Genomic DNA, 19,667 nt, shown 5'->3' on the forward strand with positions numbered 1-19,667 from the left:
GAACGGAAATGGCTGGAGACGTGCACGAGGCTAGTAAACACGGCAACTGGCATATCCCAGCTTTAAGCCCTGCCCTTATGCACGTTGTGAGCGTTCGCCAATCTAATGAAAGCTGTTATAAAAGGGGCGTTAGTATGAATGAACATAATACCAGATCATGTTAATAAACGTTTGAATAGCGTCTTCCATTGTCGTGTCTTGGGCTGATGCTTGAAACGGTTTTAATAAGGGTAAAAGAACGCCTTTTCGTATGCGCTCTTTCTGAAGCTCCTCTAAAATGGCGTCAAATAAGTCTTTTTGCTCTTCGTAAAAGTGTGCTACATCAAATGACTCTGCGTAAGACAACACATCTTTTTTTGTAATCGTTCTATGTTCAACTTGGGAACGGAATTGCTGAATGGCACCATCGTTCAACAATAGATGCTGATCTTGCTCCATTTTTTCCAGAATGTCTTCTAAATAGGAAAGAAGGATGTCTATGACTGTCTCAAGATGGTAACTACTATTTGTATAGCGATGAACAAATAGTGTGTGTTGCATCATACCTGTAAAAAGAACGACTCCTTCAAATGCATATGGGCGCACGGATTCACCTCTTACTTCAATTAAGCGTTGGGTGAGCCATTCCATATCATGTACGCGATGCTTGAGAACTAACTTCTTTAAATCGGCTTCGTTTGAATGAAGAATGGCTTCAAATAGCCGGTAGAGGTGTTTTTCTTCTTGCAATTTAATGAAAATCGCAATTTGCTCTATAAAAATTGTTCGATCATTTCGCGCTTTACCGATTTGAGCAGCAATGCGGCGTTGACTAGCTTCATATCGTAGATCCTCTAAAATTTCAGCCACACAATCATTTTTAGATGTAAAATAATTATAAAACGTACCTTTTGAAATAGATGCAGCTTTTACTATATCTTGAATCGATGTATGTTGAATACCTTTCTCTTGAAAAAGTTTTAAAGCCGTTTCTGCGACATGTTTCTTCCGTTCGTTCATTGGAGCCTCCTCGATAGATTCCGATGTGCTTAGTATAAATTCTAGAACGAAAAAAAACAATTTATACAGTGAGTATAAATATATTGACTATATTGTACCATAGGTATAATATAGCGTAGTGTTGAATTTCTGATTAGAGGTGACGATGCATGAACGAAAGCATGCAGCTAAAAAGACCTCCCTACTTGATGATAGGGATTTTATTTGTTGGTGCGTTTGTAGCATTCTTAAATAATTCATTATTAAATGTAGCTTTACCAAGTATTATGGTGGATTTAGGCATTGAAGATTACTCCACAGTTCAATGGCTAGCAACTGGCTATATGCTTGTCAGTGGTGTACTCATTCCGGCTTCTGCCTATTTATTAACGCGGTTTACAAATCGGAATCTTTATATAGCAGCAATGGCCATTTTTACAATTGGAACAGCTCTTGCGGCATTTGCGCCAAACTTTGGTCTTTTGCTAACAGGAAGAATGGTGCAGGCAATCGGAGGCTCCGTTATGGGACCATTGCTGATGAACGTGATGCTTATTAGTTTTCCTCGAGAAAAGCGGGGGACGGCTATGGGTGTATTTGGTCTTGTTATGATTACGGCACCTGCGATTGGGCCAACGTTGTCAGGTTTTATCGTGCAAAACTACGATTGGCGCTTACTATTTGAAATGATTTTGCCACTCTCTATTATTAGTCTTGTTTTGGCGATATGGAAATTAGGGAATGTGATGCCTCAAAATAAAGAGGCTCACTTGGATTACACGTCAGTGGTTCTTTCTAGCTTAGGGTTTGGTGGGTTGCTTTATGGATTCAGCTCAGCAAGTTCAGATGGATGGACAGATTTTTGGGTATTGGTGACATTAATTGTTGGTGTGATTGCGCTCACTGCCTTTATAATAAGGCAATTACGAATGGATGAGCCGCTCTTAGATTTACGAGTGTATAAGTACCCCATGTTTGCATTAGCATCGGTGATCGCTGCTGTCAATGCAGTGGCCATGTTCTCAGGTATGATTTTGACACCTGCATATGTACAAAGCGTACGAGGCATTTCACCGCTAGACTCTGGGCTACTTATGTTACCAGGAGCCATTATTATGGGATTAATGTCTCCTGTAACAGGGAAGTTATTTGATAAATTTGGGCCACGAACCATCTCTGTACTTGGTCTCGTTATTTCGGCAATATCCACTTATATGTTGGCGAACCTTCAACTTGATACACCATATGCTACGATCGTTGTGATTTACAGCATACGAATGCTTGGGATGTCTCTTGTTATGATGCCCATTATGACGAACGGATTAAATCAACTACCAACACGTCTGAATCCGCATGGAACCGCAATTAACAATACGGCTCAACAAGTATCTGGATCCATTGGAACAGCTATTCTTGTGACGATTATGAACAGTGTTGCTGCTAGCGAAGCAGAAAGTATTTTAAGTCAAACCGATCCGGCTGCTGTCAATGAAGCTGTATTAATGCAACAATCGCTATTAGCGGGAATCCAGTTTTCTTTCTATGTCGCATTTGGGATGACACTTATTGCATTACTGCTCTCGTTCTTTGTGAAAAGAGTTGATACAAGTATGGAAGCTGTACGGAAAATCGAAGAGGAATAAAGGAAAAGAGTATGGATGAACACATCCATACTCTTTTTTCTTATAAATCATTTACCCGTTCTTTACACTACCTTAACCAAAGGGCTTTACAGTGTAAGAAAGGAGTTGAGATTATTGGCGCTATTTCTCTTATCCGTCTGTCTTTATTTATGTGTGACAACTGTTGCATTGCGAAGGGTACAATCACCGTTTGGGGAGAAAGACAGAAGCTAAACCGGGTGCCCGGTTTGGTTTCTTAAAGAATTTGTGACAAAAATAACTTTGTCCGCTCGTGCTTAGGATTTTGGAAAAGTTCAGTCGGTGTACCTGTTTCAATAATTTCGCCTTGATCAAATAAAACGATTCGATCCCCAACCTCTTGCGCAAAATTCATTTCATGCGTCACGACAACCATCGTCATACCCGTTTTAGCGAGCTCTTTCATAACATCTAGCACTTCCTTAATCATTTCTGGATCTAGTGCAGATGTAGGTTCGTCAAACAACATGATTTTTGGCTCCATCGCAAGAGCTCTAGCAATCGCAACACGCTGTTGCTGTCCTCCTGAAAGTTGGCCAGGATATTTGTTCGCTTGTTCAGGTATGCCGACCCGCTCAAGTAATGCTAACGCCTTTTTTTCCACTTCAGCTTTAGGCCATTTTCTTACCCACATGGGAGAAAGCATAATGTTCTTTTTAATGGTCATGTGCGGAAACAAATTAAATTGTTGAAAAACCATACCTGTTTCCCGGCGAATTTTGTCCATTTCTTTAATGTCATCTGAAAGACTTGTGCCGTCGATTGTAATCGTACCTTGTTGGATATCCTCAAGTCCATTTAGCGTTCGGATAAAAGTTGATTTCCCTGAACCCGATGGTCCAAGGACGCAAATTACTTCTCCCCGCTTTACTTCTAAATTGACATCTTTCAGTACATGTAAATCTCCAAACCATTTATTCATACTGTCACATGTGATAATCGGTTCTCTCTCAACTAAAGGGATATCCGAATCAAATGCATCAAGCGCTGTTGTCGTTTCTTTCGTCTGTGACATAAATTCATATCCTTTCTATTTTTAAATTATCGATCTCCTACACCAAGGGAATGTTCAATTCGTCTTGAGGCGTAAGAGAGTATAGAGCAAAAGATAAAGAAGACGAGAGCGACGAATAGAAAAAGCTCCATTTGATAGCCAATAAATTCAGGGTTTGCAGCAATATTTCGTGCCATACCAAGTAAATCAATTAAGCCAACAATGGCAACAAGAGAGGTATCTTTGAAGATGGCGATGAACTGCCCGACCATACTTGGAATGACCGCTTTCAACGCTTGCGGTAAAATGACAAAGCATGTGGTGACAGGTGTTCCTAGGCCAAGTGCATGAGCCGCTTCAAATTGCCCTCTTGGTATGGATTGAAGACCACCCCGAATATTCTCTGCAAGGTACGCAGCGTTAAACAGAGTCAACCCAATCATGGCTCGAACGATATGGTCAATCGTTACCGACCCACCTAATAAGAGTGGTAGCATGATTTGAGCAACGAATAAAATCGTAATAAGTGGTACACCACGAATGAGTTCAATATAGAAGATACAGAAGTATTTAATGGCTGGTAGCTTACTCCGTCGTCCCAACGCAAGGAGCAAGCCAAGCGGGAACGAACAGATAATGGCGACGGATGCGAGTAATAATGTCAGTAAGAAACCACCCCATAGATTCGTGCCAACACTAGGCAATAGACCGAATCCATGTAGTAGAAATCCAGCAAGAGGTATAAAACCAATCCACAACAGAAGAGTAGGTTTTTTTATTTTAAAATAATGTCCAAGCCCAAAACCAGCTCCCATTATGAGGATGGCACCACTAAGCCAAAGCCTTGTTTCAAACGCGACAAAAGGAAGAACGAGACAAACAAGAAAAATAAGACTGAGAAAAAAGGCTACATGTTTCATCACACCTTTCCAGCTGCCTGCACTCAGGCCGAGGAGGAGTGCAAAAAGGAGTATTCCTGTCCATAATCGCCAAAGCTGATCTACTGGATATTGACCAGAAAGAAGGAGCTTAAAGTTTGGTGGGATGACAGACCAATCCGCTGTGATGAAAACCCAATGACCAACTTGGTATAAAAGCCAGCTGGCAAAGCTAAGTAAGGCTAAAGTGAATAACGTTTGCCGCCAGTTCGTAAATAAGTTTTCTTTTAACCAGTTTGCTAGTGACGTTGTATGTTTAGGCGGAGGAAGGGGTGTCTTCAATCCACTAGGCTGTATGTCTGACTGTGCCATGAGCTCACCTCTCTTTTAGTTGCGTGAATTTGTTAAATAGATTCATAAAAATAGAAGTTAGAATGCTAAATAGTAAATAGCATGCAATCATTACGATAATCATTTGTACAGCACGACCAGATTGGGATAACGTAATGTTTCCAATCGTTACAATTTCCGGATACCCTACGGCTACGCCGAGGCTTGAGTTTTTGGTCAGATTTAAATACTGGTTCGTCATCGGCGGTATAATAATGCGATAGGCTTGTGGAAAAATGACAAGACGCAGCGCTGTTGACTCTTTTAAGCCAAGGGAATAAGCAGCTTCTCGCTGACCTTTATTCACACCGAGTATGCCTGCCCGTACAATTTCGGCAATAAAAGCGGCTGTATACATTACAAGGGCAATGAGAATGGCGCCAAAACTAGGTGAGAGGATAAAGCCCCCTACATAACTTCGACCGTTTTCATTTATAGCTGGAATGCTAAGTTGAAACGGTCCTTGCATAGTGATAAGAAACGATGCGATCCCGGCAAAGAGAATGGCACCGATCAACCAGAGATACGGTCGCTTATTTTGTCCAAGTGCCATCTGTTGTTTTAATTTAAATCGATAGAGTAAAAGACCGACAATAAATCCGATCAGGAGAACAGAGCCCCAGATCCATGTGGCAGAAGTGGCATCACCTACCCAAGGAATGGCGACACCTCGATTACTGAAATAGAGTGCGTTGCCGAGAGTGACTTCTGATTCAATGAGCGGCAACGTAAGAAATACAGCTGAATACCAAATAATCATTTGGACGAGCAATGGCGTGTTTCGAAAGATTTCAACATATACTTTAGCGATCGTGCGAGCGAGCCAGTTTTTACTTAACCGGGCAATGCCAATGATTGTTCCTAAAACTGTTGCGAGTATGATACCGATAAAGGCTACTCGCAATGTATTCAAAATTCCTACTAATATAGCTCTCGCGTACGAATCAGTTGCTGAATAAGAGATTAACTTATCGCCTGAAATATCAAACGATGCCGTACGGCTAAGAAACGAAAAATCAAGAGACATGCCAAGTCGATTCATTCCAACAATGACGTTATTGACAATAAATGCGATCGCTGCAAAAACAACGACGAGAAAAATCACTTGGATGGTCGTATCTTTAGCGCGTCGGTTGTTCCAGATTCGCTTCATTGTTTCCATAAGTTCACCTCAAATATGTGAAGGCCTGACTGATGAGACAGGCCTTGTTAATAGTATTAACGAATTAACGGAATGGTGGGGAATAATGTAGACCGCCATTTGTCCATAAATGATTCATTTCTCGCTCTAAGCCAAACGATGTATCTGGTCCGATGTGGCGATTGTAAATTTCCTCATAGTTGCCGACTTGCTTAATAATGTTTACAGCAAAATCATTCTCTAAACCAATCTGTTCACCGAGAGCGCCCTCCAAGCCTAAGAATCGACGAATCTCTGGGTCTTCTGAATCCATAAAGGAATCAATATTGGTGGAATCAATACCGAACTCTTCCGCTTGAATGGTCGCATAAACAGACCAATTCATAATGTCAAACCAAGTAGCGTCTGTTGATTTTACGACAGGTGCAAGAGGTTCTTTTGAAATGACATCTGGTAAAATAACATGATCATCTGGATTCGATAATGTGTCTAAGCGAGAGGCAAGCCCCGATCGATCCGTTGTCCATGCATCTGCACTCCCGCTTTCGTACGAATCAACAACTTGATCTTGGCCGTCGAATGGAAGGGGTTCATACTCAATGCCTAATAAGCGGAATTGATCGGCTAGGTTCATTTCTGTGGTCGTGCCAGTGTCAACACCAATTCGAGCACCTTCAAGATCTTCTAATGATGTAATGCCGCTATCTGCACGTACCATAATGCCTTGTCCGTCATAAAAGATCGTTGGTCCAAAGTGTAAGCCCATAGCATCTCGCTCTAACGTATTTGTAGTATTTCGTACTAGAATATCGACTTCGTCTGTCTGTACAGCGGTTAAGCGATCTTGGGCAGATAATGGGCGAAAGGATACGGCATCTGCATCCCCAAAAACGGCTGCGGCAATGACCCGTGCAAAATCAACGTCAAAACCTTGGTAGTCTCCATTGGAATCTAAGTACCCGAACCCAGGTAAGTCTCCGTTGACACCAGCAATGACTTCTCCTCGGTCTTTGACACGATCTAGAATGGGCGTACCTCCACTATTTTCATCTGCATCTGCGCCTTCGTCACTACATGCTGTAAAAGCTAGAAGAGACAGTACGGCCGCTGAGCCGATTAGATATTTTTTCATAAACATCCCCCTGATTGAATATTTTCAAAAATTAAAATAGATTGTACATACGTTTCATCATACAGAAAGTAAGGACCAAATTAGTGATGATCGGTACATTATCTGACAAATTTTTTGATTTGTACGTTGTACGTGTTGCCTTTCAGCATCCTCCCTGTGTGTTTGTCTTACTCGTATTTATGCATATCTCGATCAAAATATTCCGTTAAGATTTGTATTTTCTAGCACAATAAAAAAACCGTAAATCCAAGGGTTTACTTGAATTCACGATTCTATAAACATAGCATTACCGCTCATATACGCGCACATAATCAACTGCCATAGAGGATGGAAAAGGCGTTGAACCGTCTGGGTTCCCACCATACCAGCCACCAACAGCTAGGTTGAGAATTAAATGGAAATCTTGATCAAATGGAGCAGGGTAAGATCCGCCGGTAGAGTACCAGTCGTTAATCGTTTGATAGTGATTTCCGTCAACATACCAACGAATTTCTCCTGGCTCCCACTCTACTGCATATTCGTGGTAACCTGTCGCATCAGTACCAGCAGGAAAATAGTAATCACCAGCTTGGAATTGATTCTCTGGCCAAGGACCACCGTAATGAATAGCGCCGCCTATTTTGTAAGGCGACCCCCCTGCGTTTTCCATAATATCAATTTCGCCAGACGCTGCCCACCCACCATACCGGTCATTTTCAGGCATCATCCAAAAAGCTGGCCAGAACCCTTGTCCAGCCGGTAAACGCATTCGCGCTTCAAATCGACCATAGGTTTGACTAAAGCGACCTTCCGTTAATACTTTTCCAGATGTATACCCGTATGTTCCATATTGATCCGAAACCGATTCTTGGTGTGCTTCAATGATTAATTCCCCATTTTGCACACGAACGTTCTTCGGATCATCACTATAGTACTGAAGTTCTTCATTTCCCCAGCCAGGCAAATTCGGCTGTCCATTGCCAATATCATGCCGCCATTTAGACGGATCAAGAGAATTTCCGTCAAATTCATCACTCCATACTAAGTTCCAACCTTCTTGTTCAATGGATGGTTCACCTTGAGTCTCTTCTGCACTAGCATATGAAGTTGCGAACAAAGTGGCGCATGCAGCCATCGATAGTGCTCCAATTACTTTCTTCATGTCGTCTCCTCCTTAATGAAATAAGGTGTCTGCTTTCATGAGAAGTTGTTCTAGTTATAAGTATAAAAGCTAGAGGTTTCTTGCACAGTTGGGAAAAAAAGAACGAGGTTGGGAAAATCATGGCGAATCAGAATGGCTAATGTAGAAAAATGGTTTTTGTCTGTTCGATCGTTAGATTTTATAACGTACTTGTAGTTTGGATATAACAAGGTGCGCTACTATTAGTGAAACTTCCTAAGAATGAATCGATAAATTTGGAAATGGTTCACCATTACTTCGTTTCCTCGTGTTGCTAGAATGAAAGAAATTCAACCAACAGCTAAAAAAGAGGTGACTGGAATGAACTACGATATGATTCGATGTGATATGAGACATCCAGGAGATGTGACGGCTTTAGAAGCGTTACTTGATACAAATCAGGTAAATGCGAAAGAGATTAAAGCGATCATAGCTCAAACCGAGGGAGATGGCTACGCACGAGGCTATGCAACCCTTGCTTTCCAACAATTATTATCAGAACGTTTAGACATTAGCAAGGAAGAGGTATTTGCTTCCATTCCTATGATGATGATTGGAAAGACAGGGGGGTTAATGACGCCGCATTTTACCCTTTTCTTAAAGAAAGAAAGTGAGCAAGTAGGTGACGGTACGAAGCGATTTAGCTTTGGCGTCCAATCAACACGACCACTACGTAAAGAAGAAATTGGAACATTAGCCCAAGTGGATCTTGTATGTGAAGCAGTAGAAGCGGCTATAAAAGAAGCGAATATTGAACAGCTAGAAGACGTTAAATGTGTTGAAATTAAATGCCCCTGGGGCGAAGGTGGAAGCTTGTCAAAGGCTGCTGCAGCATTAGGTTCTGCCGTCGCACTAGGTGAGGTTGACCGTTCCAAATTAACAGAAGCAAGTGTAAACAGGGATCATTCACTTTATTCAACAAAAACAAGTGTCTCTGCAGGACAAGAGCAAGTCGCGGCAAGAGTGATTGTCATGGGGAATTCAGTCACTTCTGTAAGTGAGCTAAAGATTGGTGCCGGTGTGATGGATGATGCACTTGATTTAGTCGGCTTGCAACAGGCATTTGAAGATGTTGGATTAAAAGCAGACGGGTTTCTTACAAAAGCACAGCAAGAAAAAGTGATACAGGTCTTTGTGAATGCTGGAGCAGATGCGCTTCCAGATATTCGTGGTCAACGCCATACCATGCATACCGATGCATTAAGCATGCATGCCGGAATTTTAGCAAAAGCCGTTGCCAATGCGGTTGTCGGCAGCTATGTAGGCGAAACGAGAATTCTTTGTTCAGCAGGATCAGAGCACCAAGGTCCTCAAGGTGCTAATCTCATTGCCCCCATTGTTCGAATTGTAGGAGGTGTAGCATGAAGACCATTCAAACAGGCTGGAAAAACTATCATGCCCATCTTGATAAAGGCTTTCTTATTCCACCGAATCGGTACGAAGATGCACCTGCCTCAGTAAGGGCGGAGTGGACACGTGACGCAAAGGTGATGATGACGAAGCAAGATATGAAACGAGCGGCAAATCAAGCGCTAGAAAAAATGATCGCACACGGCACTACGTACGTGCGAACCCATGTAGATGTCGATCCGTTAGTTGAGCTTCGAGGGATTGAGGCGATGCTAGAAGTACAGCAAGAATGGAAGGATCGAGTGGTTCTCGACATTATTGCATTTAACCAAGAAGGATTTGATCGCTTTCCTGAAACAAAGTTGTTGCTAGAAGAAGCGCTTAAGCTAGATGTGAATGGCATAGGCGGCCATACGAGCATGGATAAGGATGCAAAAGCTCATATTCATAACATTTTTGCACTAGCAGAGAAGAAGAATCTTAATTGGATAGAATTCCACACTGATGAAACAGGCAATCCGCAAGATTTTAATCTTCCCTATTTAGCAGATATTACGAACCGCCTCGGCTATAAACAGAAGGTGACAGCTATACATTGTTGTTCGCTTGCAAATGTAGAAGATGAGCTCGCTAAACAAACGATTGAAAAGGTAGCGGATGCTGGTATGACGGTGACCACTTGCCCAACGGCTATTGCGACTAGGAAATTGACAAGAGTAAAGGAGTTGGCAAAAGCAGGTGTACCCATACAGGTTGGTTCTGACAATCTACGAGACTACTTTAATCCTTTAGGTAGCGGGAATATGTTGCAATACGGCCAATTGCTTGCTTATGTTCAGCGTTTCTACGAAAAAGAAGAAATCGAACAGTTGCTATCTTGGTTAAGCGCTAATCCAATGAATCAACAGGTAGCGCTAGCGATTGAGGGGCTTAATCGGAACGTGGCTTACGAGGTGGACCGCCTCAGTGATTTGCTCGCAGATGTGCCAGTGATTACGTCAACGGAAAAAACGATTTACTCATGAGAGGTGGAGTGACGATGCAATCAAAAACAGAGACAACGTGGATGAAACAAGCAAAACCAAAAAGCGTCAAACGTATTCAAGTACCACATTCATTGTGGGCAGGATTTACATTAATCGGTTTCTTCCTTGTTTGGCAGTTAGCAACGATGCTGTTAGCCATTCCCCAATACTTACTGCCATCGCCAATAAGTATCTTCACGCGTGTGCTAAGCGAATCACAATTATTACTCTCTCATGCGCTGACAACACTTGCAGAAGTAGGATTAGGCTTTGCACTAAGTCTATCTATTGGCATTCCTCTCGCCATTGCAATTGTGTACTCTCGTTATTTGGCAAACGCCCTATACCCAATTTTGATTGCGATTCAATGTATTCCTATGGTATCGATTGCGCCCATTCTTGTCATCTGGTTTGGCTATGGGTTAACGACAAAAATTTTGCTCGCTTGTCTAATCTCTTTTTTTCCTATTGTCATAAATGCTGTAACTGGCTTTCGTTCATTAGATAAAGACATGCATGATCTCGGACGTTCAATTGGCATTTCAGAGTGGAAAAATTTCTTCTATTTACGATTACCGAATGCTCTTCCTCATCTATTCGGAGGAATAAAAGTAGGCGTCACATTAGCCGTTGTGGGAGCCGTTGTCGGGGAGTTTGTCGCTTCGGAACGGGGTCTTGGTTATTTGCAACTCACTGCAAACGCAAGACTTGATACACCCCTTGTGTTTGCGACATTATTTACCCTTGCGCTTATAGGAATGTTGTTGTTCGGAGCAGTTCAATTACTTGAAAGATGGATAATGCCTTGGTATAGCGCCAATAAAGCGGGGAGTGAGCGGTAATGACTACGAGCCTTGAACTAAATCATATCGGTAAAGTGTATCAAACGAGAACAGGTGAAGTACAAGCGCTATCTCATGTGCATCTGTCGATTGCCTCTCGTTCGTTTGTTTCCATTGTTGGTCCGAGTGGTTGTGGGAAAAGCACAGTGATGCGTATTATCGCAGGCCTTGAACAGCCGTCAACAGGATCCATTAAAAAGAATGGAGCAAATCTTGAAAACCATCGTGACGATATGGCGGTCGTATTCCAAAAAGATGTCTTGTTAGCTTGGCGATCGGTTCTTGATAACGTGTTGTTTCCAATTGAAATCAAGCATGGGAAGAAACAAAAAAAAGCAACTGTTGATAAAGCCATGCAGCTACTGAAAAGCGTCGGGTTAGCAGGGTTTGAACAGAAATATCCGCATGAGTTATCGGGTGGAATGAAACAGCGAGTAGCGATTTGTCGGGCACTTATTCAAGATCCACAGCTATTGCTAATGGATGAACCCTTTGGTGCTCTTGATGCATTAACACGAGAGCAAATGATGTACGATTTGTTGCGCTTGTCCGATACGTATCAATTTACAACCGTTTTTATTACTCACAGCATTGAGGAAGCTGTGTTTCTATCAGATAAAGTGGTTGTGATGTCTGGACGACCGGGTTCCATTGTAAAAGAAATTCCATCTACACTTTCTCGTCCACGGAATGGTGATACAAGAAAAGAGCCTGAATTTACTGGACAGGTATCCACCATCCGATCCATTTTCCAAACGCAGGGCATTTTGGCGGAAGCTTAAGCAGAAAAGGAGGAAAAAAATGAAACGATTTATTCCTTATACAGTAGCAGGGTGCTTCGTAGGCTTACTGGCGGGTTGTGGAAATGAAGGAGGGAGCTCCTTAGCTAATCCAACGGTAAATGCTGACACAGGTGAAATTGGAGAGCCAGAGGTGGAAGATATTACGCTCCGCTTAAACTGGCGTTTTAAAGGGGAGTTTGCTCCTTTCTACGTTGCACAAGAAAAAGGTTTTTTTGAAGAATACGGGTTAAATGTCGACGTACTTGAAGGAAATGGCTCGACAAGTGTGATGCAAACAGTGGCTCAGGGTCAAGATGATTTAGGAATTACATCAACTGTTGAACCAGCTCAAGGAGTAGAAGAAGGGATGCCTATTACAATGATTGCAACGTACATGAATTCTTCTCCGATAATGATTGCTTCACACCCAGATGCCCCAGTGGAAACTCCGACAGATTTAGAAGGAAAATCAATCGCAATGGCCATTGCATCGACCTTTACGAATATTTTTCCGCGCTTTTTGGAAGAAGAGAATGTAAATGCCAGTGAAGTAGAGGCCGTGCAAGTAGAAGCTTCTGCTCGGAACGGTCTGTTCTTAGGAAAAGAAGTCGATGCTGTAGCGATCTTTTCAACAAATGAACTGCCGGTATTTGAGAAAGAACTGGGCTATGAATTGACTTCACTTTATTTAAGTGAGTATCAATTTGATTTAGCGGGATTAACAGTGATCGGCAATAATCAGTTTCTGAATGACAATCCAAATACGGCAGCGCGTTTTCTTGCAGCGATGGATGAGGCATTCCGTTATACATTGGAACATATAGACGAAGCTGTCGCCATATCTGCAGAGCGATTTCCAGATGCTGTTGATGAAGAGATCGTCAGAGAACAATTGACGTTGCTTGAAGAAATTGCTCAATTTGACTCAGTACCGTTTGGCTGGATAGCAGAAGAGAATATTGCTGAAACATTAACCATTTTAGAGGGCAGTGGGTTAATTTCAGACAAACAAGAAGCAGAAGCGTATTTTACGAATGAATTTTTTCAGCTTGATTAGTAGCGGGGTGGATAAAGATGAGCACCTTTCATAAAAGAGGACTAACGATTGAGCGCCTGCTTGAGCTTGAGCCTTTACATGGTGCTCAGTTAATAACGGGTGAACAAAATAAGCGAAACCGAATTTCAAGAATTAACATCATGGGTTCACCGGATATTGATCAATTTGTGCGTCCAGAAGAATTTGTTATGACAACAGGCTATTTGTTTAAGGACAATACCATCCATTTAAAGAAGCTGATCGATGCCCTTCATGACAGAGGGGTAACCGGAATGGGTATTAAAGTGGAGCGTTTTATTGATGTCATTCCAGAAGATCTTTTGAGCCGTGCGCGCGAGTTGTCTTTCCCAGTCATTGAAATCCGTCCACAAACCATATTTTCTGATGTCGTGAGGGTAGCAATGGAAGAAGTGTTTTATCAGGAATCTGAGCATCTAGTCACTTTGTATCATCGCGTACAAGTCTTTATGGATCAACTAAATCGTGATCATTCTTTACCTGATTTATTGGCAGGAATTGAACAGATGATTGGCAATCCAATTGTGGTACTGGATTTTGAGGAACAGCTTACTGCACCACTGTTTGAGCAAGTGTTAGAACCGAAAGAGTGTCTCCACCTTAACCATACGTTAGAAGCAAAAGCAGGCATTGGTAAAACAACGATTACGATTAGAGACGAATCGTTTCAATGTTACTGTGTGCCTCTTGTATCGGAAGGTCTTATTCACTTTGTTCCCTATATAGCATGTATTGAGACGAATGTTGATCTCACGGAAGTGGATTGTATGACACTAGATAAAGTGAGTTCAATGTTAAGTATCGAGCTGACCAATCAAACGGCTAGAAAACGAATTGAACAAAAATATTTAAACCAATTTGTTAAAGAATTAGTTGTTGGAGACATTGTTTCGGATTATGAAATTGATCTACGCGCCCATTCATTCGATTTAGATTTAAAAGATAAGTGGTTCCAAACCGTTATTTTAGATCTGGAAGGAGGAGTATTTTCTGATGTTACGGCATTTCAACTTTTCTTAAAGAAAATGACAATGCAGTCACACGGTCAAGTAGTAGGAACATCATTAGATAAGGCGTTTGTCATGCTGCTATGTGTGAAACAAAAAGCAAGCATACCGAACATGCTTCAGATCATCGAAACGGCTGTTAACCGAATCGTCAAGAAAGACGGTCAACGCCCCCTTTATCAACTTTACGGGGGAAGAGCTGTTCAAGACATTGCTCACATTAAGCAAAGCTTTAATGAAGCTTATCATGTAAAGACCATCGCAAAACATAATCAGTTAACAGCGCCTGTAGTGAACTATGACGATTTACATGTCTATCAGCTCCTATACCATTTACCACAAACGCCTGAAGTCGCTCATTATCTTGAAGAAATAATTGGTCCATTACGAAGCACAAGAAATGATGCCCTTTATTTCGAAACATTAGATGTTTTTTTTAAGAATAACAAGAATGTTCGCGCCACTGCTGACACCTTATATGCTCACTACAATACGATTGTGTACCGTTTGGAGAAAATTTCAACATTACTTGGAATCGATTTGCAAGATGCAGAAGCATGCTTAGAACTTCAGCTAGCTTTAAAACTTCGATTTACTCATTTATTTAAAGGAGGATGATGATGAAATGATGGAATCACGAGCATTTATACAAAGAGGTTGGAGCGTGAAGGAGAACAAAAGGGAAGGAAGTTTACATACGTATACATTTGCTGTGAAGGATGTGTTTGATATTCAAGGGCACACGTCTAGTGCTGGGAATCCTGACTGGCTTGCTACGCATGAAACAGCGACCACCTATGCCCCGGCTATTAAGCAACTCTTACATGAAGGGGCAACCCTTGTTGGTACAACGTTAACAGATGAATTAATGTTTAGTTTAAATGGAGAAAACGTTCATTATGGAACGCCAATTAATCCTGTGGCAAACGACCGTATACCAGGGGGATCTTCTAGTGGATCGGCTGTTGCTGTAGCAGACGGTTCCGTTGATTTTGCTCTTGGTACAGATACAGCTGGTTCGGTTCGTATTCCGGCAAGCTATTGTGGTATTTATGGTTTTCGGCCTACTCATAACGCTGTCTCGATAGAAGGTGTTATTCCACTTGCTGCTCGTTTTGATACAGTTGGATGGTTTGCACGCTCTGCCTCTTTGCTAGAAAACGTAGGAAACGTCCTGTTACCAAAAAGTGATAAACAGCCAACGGCCTTTTCAACCGTATATGTACCTGAAGAAGCATTACAACTTGTGCAGCCTCAAGTGGCAGAAGCCTTCTTAGCAGCGTTAAAAGCAATGGTAGGAGAGTTAACCATTGTCTCAATTCGTTTAACAACAGATCGGCTAGACACTTACATGGAGACTTTTCGCACGTTGCAAGGCTACCAAATATGGCAAACACATAGGGAATGGATCGAAACGCAGCAGCCAACATTTGCAGATGACATTGCTACTCGATTTCGGTGGACTAGTACGATAACGATAGAAGAGCAAAGGCGTGCAGAAGAACAAGCCCTCATCATTAAATCCCAGCTACAAGAACGATTAAAAAACGGTGGTTTGTTAGCAATTCCAACTTCACCAGATGTGGCGCCGCTGGTTGGGACAGACCCGAGCGACCTAGAAGTGCATCGGACGAATACATTTAAACTGACGGCTATTAGTGGGTTGGCTGAAAGTCCACAAGTAACAATGCCGCGCTTAACCGTTCATGGCTTACCAGTAGGTCTGTCTTTTCTAGCACACAAGCACAATGATTTGGCACTTTTGCAATTTGCACGAAGCGTACAAGAAAAAGAAGAGGTGTTGTTATGAAACTTGTATCCTATAAAACGAATGAAGAAGAGCAAGGAGCGATTGAGCTTGATGGGAAACTAATTCCGCTCCTTGCCTTGAACGACCATTTTCAATTTCATTACGAAACAACGGTTTTTTCCTTACTGGAAAAAGGACAGTATGAGTCTCTGAAAAACTGGTATGTACATGAGGGAAAAGAAGCGCTAGCAAATTCTTCTTTGCCTTTTCTAGAAGAATGGGCACCTGCCCCCCTCTATAGACATCCACGAAAAATATGGGGAATTGGTATGAACTACAGGAAAGGTGATGAGGATCAATTTGCTTCAAATACGGTTGCTCCTGTTAGCTTTATGAAACCAGACACTAGTTTAATAGGGGCGGGAGATCTCATTCAAATACCTCCTTTATCTAAAAATACGACGGCAGAAGCAGAACTGGCACTCGTCATAGGAAAAACGTGCAAGGAAGTGTCAGAAGCTGATGCACTTGACTATGTAGCTGGGGTTGCAGCCGCCCTTGACATGACTGAAGCAGACATCCACGCCGAAAACTTACGCTATCTGACACGAGCAAAAAGCTTTAACACGTTCTTTAGCTTCGGTTCAGAACTTGTTAGTTTAGATGAATATCCATGTTTAGATGATATTCACGTTACGACACTACAGGACGGGGAGGAGCAGCATACCAATCGGATAGGAGCCATGCGGTATAGCCTAGCCTATATTGTTTCTTTTCATTCAGAAGTGATGACCCTTTTGCCAGGTGATATCCTACTAACTGGTACACCTGGAGCGGTCGTCTTGCGGGATGGCGTTGTAGTGTCTTGTCGTATTAGTGGGTTCAGTAAGGAGTTAGAAAACAAGGCTGCGAGCAAAGGGATACTTTCTTAATCCTCATCTTTCTTAGCTATGTATAAAGAATACTAAAGTGGCAAATGACAAACTTCACAGAAAAAGGAAGGTAGTCCTGATTTCTATGAAGTTTGTGTCATCTCCCTGTTATGAGAAATAGGGATCTCCTAAGTGCTTGTACGATTAGCGCTTCGTATATGTAATTTTTGCGACTGCATCATGCAGATGGATGGATTCTTGATTTTGACAGGTGACCTTAAAGGCGGTTACCCAGTCATACTCATAAAGATCGGCAGCAACAAGTCTTACTAAATCTTCAACGAAGCGAGGATTCTCAAATGCTTGCTCCGTGACTACTTTTTCGTCTGGCCTCTTTAAAATGGGGTGAATCTTCGCACTAGCATTTGATTCCGCTGCTCCTAACAATTCATTCTTCCAATCTATTTTGGCTTCGTCAAAGTCTTCACATAGTTCCACACTCATTTTTACTTCCCCACGCTGGTTATGAGCGCTATACTCACTGATTTCTTTTGAACAAGGGCAAAGAGTCGTTACTAAGCATGTTAGGGTTAATTCTGTTTTAAACCCTAGTGTTTTAGAGTAGTTTAGCGAGATCTCGATCTCAGAATGATTATAAGCAGATTGTAATGAGGTCGGCGCCTCTCTTGAATAAAACCATGGAAAAGCAACGTGAATATCAATCATGTCTTGATTTAAACGATCAGCTAACGATCGTGCTAGATTTTTTAGTGACTCAAGAGATAAGGTTTTGTGTTGACCATTGAATTCTTCAAGGCCTGTTATCAAACGACTCATATTGGTGCCTTTTGCATATCGATCTAATTGTGCACCTATTGAAAAAGTAGCTACGGTTGTTTGAATGCCTGGGCTTGATGTGCTTTTTATTTGTATAGGTTGTTTAACATTGGCAACCCCTACAAAATGAACGTCGAATAGAAAGTCCTTATGTGTATTTTGTATATCCTGCATATGTTCTTTTTCAGTTGGCTTGGTTTTAACGCTTGGTGAAACAGAACCAAATAACTTATGACGTTCTGCTTTCAAAGGTATTTTCATAATAAGCGCTCAACTCACTTTCGTTCTACATTGTTTGTTTCTTAATTGTATCTACAGACATCCGTTCGTTCGAAGGTTATGTCTCTATCGTATCATTAACCATGGAGGAATCTTAATTGTTAGCATGTCATAAATGCACCTTTCAAACCGTAATCGTTACGATTTAATTATAGGATAAGTCTCTTTGGAAAAGCAAGAAGAATCTAGATTTTTCGAAGTAGAGAAAGAAATAGATGAAATAGACTACTAGAATATGGGGAGGACGTCTGTTGCTTGGATCATAACCGTTTGAAGCACAAAAGGTTTTACCATATTTTTTAGCTATCTACAGGGTAAGTAGTCTGCTAATGGTTCTAGAGGGAACGATCATCTCAAAAAAATGGTACTTCTTGCTTTCAGACGGTTTAATCCAATTCATTCAAAAGAAATAGTGATGAATCGAGTGACAAATAAAATTAAAAAACGATCTTGACAAAGTGTATGCCAACAATATAATCTATAAAACGTAATGATTACGATTAATATTGAAAAAGGGAAGGGTGATGAGGTTGAAGAAGTCATTTATATTGGTTAGTGTTTTAGCGCTAAGTACAACTTTAGCTGCTTGTCAGGATTCAACTGAACAAACAAATAATACTGGATCCAATCAAGAAGATACTACAAACAATTCTTCTGATGATGCTGAGGCAAATGAAACAGGAGAGATTGCTATAGAAGGTTTAGGTCATCACTATCATACAGGTGACACCATCGAATTAACGGCATCAACTTCTGAAAATGTTGATTATGACCATTGGCACTGGTATACAAAAGAACCTGGTCAAACAGAATGGGAAGTAGCGTCTGGACAACAATCTGAAACATTTAGCGATGAAGCAGCTACTGATGGCTTAGAGATTAAAGCAACTCTCTATGACGATGATCACAATGTGTACGCAGAATCAGAAGCTGTAACCATTGTAATTGACGACCACCACGGTCATGACGAGGAGAGTCGACAAATTTATCAAGGCTATTTTGATGATGAGCAAGTTCAAGATAGAGAATTATCAGATTGGGATGGCGATTGGCAATCCGTTTATCCGTATCTTGTGAGCGGTGATTTAGATGAAGTCTTTGAACATAAAGCAGAAGAAGGAAGTATGACTGCAGAAGAGTATAAAGACTACTATACAACTGGATATGAAACAGATGTAGAAAGAATTATTATTGATAATGGCCACGTTACATTCTTTGAAAACGATGAAGAATACTCTGGTGAGTATGAGTATGATGGATACGAAATTTTAACTTATGAAAAAGGAAATCGTGGTGTTCGTTTTGTATACGAACTAGCTGAAGGGGATGACGAGATGCCTCAATACATTCAATTCAGTGATCACATTATTTTTCCAACACCTTCAAGTCATTTCCACTTGTATTGGGGAGATGACAAAGAGGAACTCTTCGAAGAGGTAACCCATTGGCCAACGTATTACCCGTCTGAATTAGATGCGGATGGCATTGTACGTGATCAACTAGCGCACTAATAAT

At 41.5% G+C, this 19,667-nt stretch carries 17 protein-coding genes; 10 read left to right on the forward strand and 7 right to left on the reverse strand.

Features of this window, described 5'->3' with window-relative positions; all coding sequences use genetic code 11:
* Window positions 1-129: 129 nt before the first annotated feature.
* The gene (locus FPV17_RS04025; protein WP_035397112.1) at window positions 130-999 is read right to left on the reverse strand and encodes a TetR/AcrR family transcriptional regulator; all 870 of its coding nucleotides are present in this window, start codon (window positions 997-999) and stop codon (window positions 130-132) included.
* Window positions 1,000-1,148: 149 nt separating this feature from the next.
* Here FPV17_RS04025 and FPV17_RS04030 point away from each other — a divergent pair, with 149 nt between their 5' ends.
* Complete coding sequence (locus FPV17_RS04030) at window positions 1,149-2,621, forward strand: DHA2 family efflux MFS transporter permease subunit (RefSeq protein ID WP_144558175.1); 1,473 nt, start codon at window positions 1,149-1,151, stop codon at window positions 2,619-2,621.
* A 235-nt stretch (window positions 2,622-2,856) separates the two neighbouring features.
* On the opposite strand, the gene FPV17_RS04035 is transcribed toward FPV17_RS04030, so the two are convergent.
* From FPV17_RS04035 to FPV17_RS04055, 5 genes are all read right to left on the reverse strand, one after another.
* Window positions 2,857-3,561 (reverse strand): amino acid ABC transporter ATP-binding protein, encoded by a 705-nt coding sequence (locus tag FPV17_RS04035; protein WP_206777775.1) that lies wholly within the window; start codon window positions 3,559-3,561, stop codon window positions 2,857-2,859.
* 119 nt (window positions 3,562-3,680) lie between these two features.
* Complete coding sequence (locus tag FPV17_RS04040) at window positions 3,681-4,883, reverse strand: amino acid ABC transporter permease (protein WP_144558177.1); 1,203 nt, start codon at window positions 4,881-4,883, stop codon at window positions 3,681-3,683.
* 4 nt (window positions 4,884-4,887) lie between these two features.
* Complete coding sequence (locus FPV17_RS04045) at window positions 4,888-6,063, reverse strand: amino acid ABC transporter permease (RefSeq protein WP_035397118.1); 1,176 nt, start codon at window positions 6,061-6,063, stop codon at window positions 4,888-4,890.
* A 64-nt stretch (window positions 6,064-6,127) separates the two neighbouring features.
* Window positions 6,128-7,174: an amino acid ABC transporter substrate-binding protein gene (locus tag FPV17_RS04050; RefSeq protein ID WP_144558179.1), complete on the reverse strand. Its 1,047-nt coding sequence runs from the start codon at window positions 7,172-7,174 to the stop codon at window positions 6,128-6,130.
* Window positions 7,175-7,460: 286 nt separating this feature from the next.
* Window positions 7,461-8,315, reverse strand: a complete 855-nt coding sequence (locus tag FPV17_RS04055) for a glycoside hydrolase family 16 protein (RefSeq protein WP_246117122.1) — start codon at window positions 8,313-8,315, stop codon at window positions 7,461-7,463.
* Window positions 8,316-8,612: 297 nt separating this feature from the next.
* Between FPV17_RS04055 and FPV17_RS04060 the strand changes: the two genes are divergently transcribed.
* The 8 genes from FPV17_RS04060 to FPV17_RS04095 are packed head-to-tail and all read left to right on the forward strand — an operon-like array spanning window position 8,613 to window position 17,096.
* Window positions 8,613-9,698 carry a ring-opening amidohydrolase gene (locus FPV17_RS04060; RefSeq protein WP_246117123.1) on the forward strand — a complete coding sequence of 362 codons (1,086 nt, stop codon included), beginning with the start codon at window positions 8,613-8,615 and terminating at the stop codon, window positions 9,696-9,698.
* Window positions 9,695-10,708, forward strand: coding sequence for an amidohydrolase family protein (locus FPV17_RS04065; RefSeq protein ID WP_052008186.1), 1,014 nt, complete (start codon window positions 9,695-9,697; stop codon window positions 10,706-10,708). Before FPV17_RS04060 ends, FPV17_RS04065 begins: the two co-directional genes overlap by 4 nt.
* A gap of 14 nt (window positions 10,709-10,722) precedes the next feature.
* A complete protein-coding gene (locus tag FPV17_RS04070; protein WP_144558181.1) occupies window positions 10,723-11,550 on the forward strand; it encodes an ABC transporter permease in 828 nt (275 codons plus the stop codon).
* Window positions 11,550-12,332, forward strand: a complete 783-nt coding sequence (locus FPV17_RS04075) for an ABC transporter ATP-binding protein (protein WP_144558182.1) — start codon at window positions 11,550-11,552, stop codon at window positions 12,330-12,332. The genes FPV17_RS04070 and FPV17_RS04075 overlap by 1 nt, the downstream gene beginning before the upstream one ends.
* Window positions 12,333-12,351: 19 nt before the next feature.
* Window positions 12,352-13,389, forward strand: coding sequence for an ABC transporter substrate-binding protein (locus FPV17_RS04080; protein WP_144558184.1), 1,038 nt, complete (start codon window positions 12,352-12,354; stop codon window positions 13,387-13,389).
* Between the two features lie 17 nt (window positions 13,390-13,406).
* Window positions 13,407-15,032 carry a PucR family transcriptional regulator gene (locus FPV17_RS04085; RefSeq protein WP_144558186.1) on the forward strand — a complete coding sequence of 542 codons (1,626 nt, stop codon included), beginning with the start codon at window positions 13,407-13,409 and terminating at the stop codon, window positions 15,030-15,032.
* 7 nt (window positions 15,033-15,039) lie between these two features.
* On the forward strand, window positions 15,040-16,224 hold the full coding sequence (locus tag FPV17_RS04090) for an amidase (RefSeq protein ID WP_060704926.1): 1,185 nt from the start codon (window positions 15,040-15,042) through the stop codon (window positions 16,222-16,224).
* Window positions 16,221-17,096 (forward strand): fumarylacetoacetate hydrolase family protein, encoded by an 876-nt coding sequence (locus FPV17_RS04095; protein WP_144558188.1) that lies wholly within the window; start codon window positions 16,221-16,223, stop codon window positions 17,094-17,096. The genes FPV17_RS04090 and FPV17_RS04095 overlap by 4 nt, the downstream gene beginning before the upstream one ends.
* 144 nt (window positions 17,097-17,240) lie before the next feature.
* On the opposite strand, the gene folE2 is transcribed toward FPV17_RS04095, so the two are convergent.
* Window positions 17,241-18,134: a GTP cyclohydrolase FolE2 gene (gene folE2, locus FPV17_RS04100; RefSeq protein ID WP_144558190.1), complete on the reverse strand. Its 894-nt coding sequence runs from the start codon at window positions 18,132-18,134 to the stop codon at window positions 17,241-17,243.
* A 542-nt stretch (window positions 18,135-18,676) separates the two neighbouring features.
* On the opposite strand from folE2, the gene FPV17_RS04105 reads away from it, so the two are divergent.
* Window positions 18,677-19,663 (forward strand): ZinT family metal-binding protein, encoded by a 987-nt coding sequence (locus FPV17_RS04105; protein WP_144558192.1) that lies wholly within the window; start codon window positions 18,677-18,679, stop codon window positions 19,661-19,663.
* Window positions 19,664-19,667 lie beyond the last annotated feature (4 nt).

Source organism: Shouchella miscanthi, assembly GCF_007725405.1.
Taxonomy (GTDB): domain Bacteria; phylum Bacillota; class Bacilli; order Bacillales; family Bacillaceae_D; genus Shouchella; species Shouchella hunanensis.